A 3,493-nucleotide genomic window follows, 5' to 3' on the forward strand; every position below is an offset into this window, starting at 1 on the left:
AGTCCGCAATTCTGGACAAGAGATATGCACAGGCGGTTCAATACTTTGACGGTCCGAATTCTGAGAATGAAGCCTGCAACAATTATTTTTAGCAGGAGACAAGCATGAAACCTTCAACCGAGGCGGATTTTCTTCGCGCGCTCTACCAGAGCTGGTCTGACCGGATGGCGGCGAACCCGGCGCTGACCATTGCCGACCTGCGCGGCCTCTTCGACGAGTGGCAGCAACCGACCCGCGAGCCCGAAGGCGTGACCTACAAGTCCGAGACCGTCGCCGGGGTCGAGACCCTGTGGGCGCTGCCGCTTGACGCCGACCCCCGCAAAGTCATCCTCTACACCCACGGTGGCGGTTTCGCGGTCGGCTCAGCCGCCAGCCACCGCAAGCTCGCCGGGCATCTCGCCAAACACCTGGGCGTCACGGCCATCGTGCTGGACTACCGGCGCGCGCCCGAGCATCCCTTCCCGGCCCAGCTCGAAGATGCGACCGCCGTGTACCGCGAACTCCTGGCACGCGGCTTCAAGGCGCACAACATCACCACCAGCGGCGACTCGGCCGGCGGCAACCTGGCCATCGCCACCGTGCTCAAGCTGCGCGACGACGGCGTGGCCCTGCCGGGCGCGGTCATCGCCTTCTCGCCCTGGCTCGACATGGAGCACGTCGGCAAGACGCTGCAGACCAACGCCGCCACCGACGCCCTGGTGAGCAAGGCCGTGCTGGAGGCCATGTCCGGCATGTTCCTGGGCGAGCAAGGCTCGCGCACCAACCCGCTGGCCAACCCGCTCAAAGCCAACTACACCGGCTTCCCGCGCCTGTACCTCACCGCCGGCTCCCTGGAGACCTTGCTCGACAACGCCACCGACCTGGCCGGGATCGCCAAAGCCGCAGGCGTCAACGTCACCCTCTCAGTCGTGGACGGCATGCAGCACGTGTTCCCGTTCCTGGCCGGGCGCGCGGTCGAAGCGGATGACGAAATGCGCCGCATCGCCCAATGGTTCAAGGCCGCTTAAAGCGACCTCATCAGATATCACCCCGACAAGACGGGGAAAACTTGAACAATAAAGGAGACAAATAATGACCCTGTTGACACAAGACAGCCACCCGGCCAAGACCGACTACGACGCGGTGGTCGTGGGCGCCGGCTTCGGCGGACTCTACATGCTGCACAAACTGCGCAACGAGCTCGGCATGAACGTGCGCGTCTTTGACAAGGCCGGCGACGTCGGCGGCACCTGGTACTGGAATCGTTATCCCGGCGCACTGTCCGACACCGAAAGCTTTGTTTACTGCTACTCATTTGACAAAGCCCTGCTGCAGGAATGGGACTGGGATACGCGCTATGTCACGCAGCCGCAGATTCTGTCCTACCTGAACCACGTGGCGGATCGGCTGGACCTGCGCTGCGACATCGAGTTCAACACCGGCGTCACGGGCGCCCGGTTTGATGAAAAGCGCAATCTCTGGGAAATCCAGACCGATACCGATAAAACCGTCACGGCCAGATACCTGATCACGGCACTGGGCTTGCTGTCGGCCACCAACGTGCCCAACATCAAGGGCATTGAAAGCTTCCAGGGCAAGCAATACCACACCGGCGCCTGGCCTGAAGGCGTTGACTTCAAGGGCAAGCGGGTCGGCGTCATCGGCACCGGCTCCACCGGCCTTCAGGTGATCACGGCCATCGCCCCGCAGGCCAGCCACCTGACGGTGTTCCAGCGCTCACCGCAATACAGTGTGCCGGTCGGCAACGGCCCGGTGAGCCCGGACTACGTCACGTCCGTCAAACAGAACTACGATCAGATATGGAAGGACGTGCGCAGCTCGGTCGTGGCCTTCGGCTTCAAGGAGAGCAGCGTGCCGGCCATGAGCGTGTCGGAAGAGGAACGCCGCGCCGTTTACCAGAAAGCCTGGGAGAGAGGCGGCGGCTTTCGCTTCATGTTCGAAACCTTCTGCGACATCGCCACCGACGAAGTGGCCAACGAAACCGCCGCCGCGTTCATTCGCGGCAAGATCGCCGAAATTGTCAAAGACCCGGAAACCGCCCGCAAGCTGACGCCGACCGACCTGTATGCCAAGCGGCCGCTGTGTGACAGCGGCTACTACGCCATTTACAACCGTGACAATGTCGCCTTGGTCGATGTCAAGGCGACCCCGATTACCGAAATCACGCCCAAGGGCATCAAGACCTCGGATGGCGTGGAACACGAACTTGACGTGCTGATCTTCGCCACCGGCTTTGACGCGGTGGACGGCAATTACACCCGGATCGACCTGCGCGGGCGCAACGGCAAGACGATCAAGGACAAGTGGAAAGGCGGCCCGACCAGCTACCTGGGCGTGGCGAGCGCGGACTACCCGAACCTGTTCATGATCCTCGGACCCAACGGCCCCTTCACCAACCTCCCGCCGAGCATCGAGACGCAGGTCGAGTGGATCTCCGATCTGATCAAGCACATGAACGACACCGGCCGCCAGGTCGTTGAAGCAAGCCATGAAGGCGAAGACGGCTGGACCGCCACCTGCAACGAAATTGCCGGCTACACGCTGTTCCCGAAAGCCGATTCGTGGATCTTCGGCGCGAACATCCCGGGCAAAGCCAAGACGGTGATGTTTTACCTGGCCGGCCTGGGTGCCTACACTCAAAAACTGAACGAGGTGACGAGCACCGGCTACCCAGGTTTTGAAATCCGTTAAGTCGAGTCAATCATCAACAAACCAAGCAAGCAAGTTACAGGAGTCAATATGAAACGCGTACAAGACAAAGTCATTCTCGTCACCGGCGGCGCCATGGGCATGGGCAAATCGCACAGCGAACTGCTGGCCAGCCAGGGCGCCTGGGTGTTCGTCGGCGATATGGACGCCGCCGGGGGCCAGGCCACGGTGGACGGCATCCGCAAGAGCGGGGGCAAGGCGGATTTCCTGTCGCTCAACGTGACGCAGGAGGCCGACTGGACCGCCGCGTTTGCCCAGATCATCGAGAAGGCCGGACGCATCGACGTGCTGGTCAACAACGCCGGTATTCTGGTCCTGAAGCCGGTGCAAGACACGACCAATGAGGAATGGGATCGGGTGTTCAACGTCAACGTGCGCGGTCTCTTCCTGGGCACCCGGGCGGTGATCCCGCTGATGCAGAAAAACGGCGGCGGCAACATCATCAACATTTCCTCGATTTACGGTCTGGTCGGCGCCCCTGGCGCCAGCGCTTATGAAGCCTCGAAAGGGGCGGTTCGCCTGTTCACCAAGTCCTGCGCGGTCGACCTGGCGCCCTTCAACATCCGTGTCAATTCGGTTCATCCGGGCGTCATCGAAACGGAGATGACGAAGGATTTGCTGGCCGATCCGGCCATTCGCACAGCGCTGCTCGGGCCGACCCTGCTCGGACGGCCGGCCCGGCCGATTGAGGTGTCGCAGGCGGTGCTGTTCCTGGCGTCGGACGAATCGTCCTTCGTGCATGGCGCCGAGCTGGTGGTCGATGGCGGTTACACCTCCAACTGAG

General features: G+C 62.1%; 3 protein-coding genes. All 3 read left to right on the forward strand.

Annotated elements, in window-relative coordinates; genetic code table 11:
* Nucleotides 1-104 precede the first annotated feature (104 nt).
* The 3 genes from C5P05_RS00845 (at nt 105) to C5P05_RS00855 (ending at nt 3,492) form a co-directional block, all read left to right on the forward strand.
* A complete protein-coding gene (locus C5P05_RS00845) occupies nt 105-1,007 on the forward strand; it encodes an alpha/beta hydrolase (protein ID WP_114968020.1) in 903 nt (300 codons plus the stop codon).
* 64 nt (nt 1,008-1,071) lie between these two features.
* The gene (locus C5P05_RS00850; RefSeq protein WP_114968021.1) at nt 1,072-2,691 is read left to right on the forward strand and encodes a flavin-containing monooxygenase; all 1,620 of its coding nucleotides are present in this window, start codon (nt 1,072-1,074) and stop codon (nt 2,689-2,691) included.
* A gap of 48 nt (nt 2,692-2,739) precedes the next feature.
* Nucleotides 2,740-3,492: a glucose 1-dehydrogenase gene (locus C5P05_RS00855; RefSeq protein ID WP_114968022.1), complete on the forward strand. Its 753-nt coding sequence runs from the start codon at nt 2,740-2,742 to the stop codon at nt 3,490-3,492.
* Nucleotide 3,493 lies beyond the last annotated feature (1 nt).

Source organism: Rhodoferax ferrireducens, from assembly GCF_003347515.1.
Classification (GTDB): Bacteria; Pseudomonadota; Gammaproteobacteria; order Burkholderiales; family Burkholderiaceae_C; genus Rhodoferax.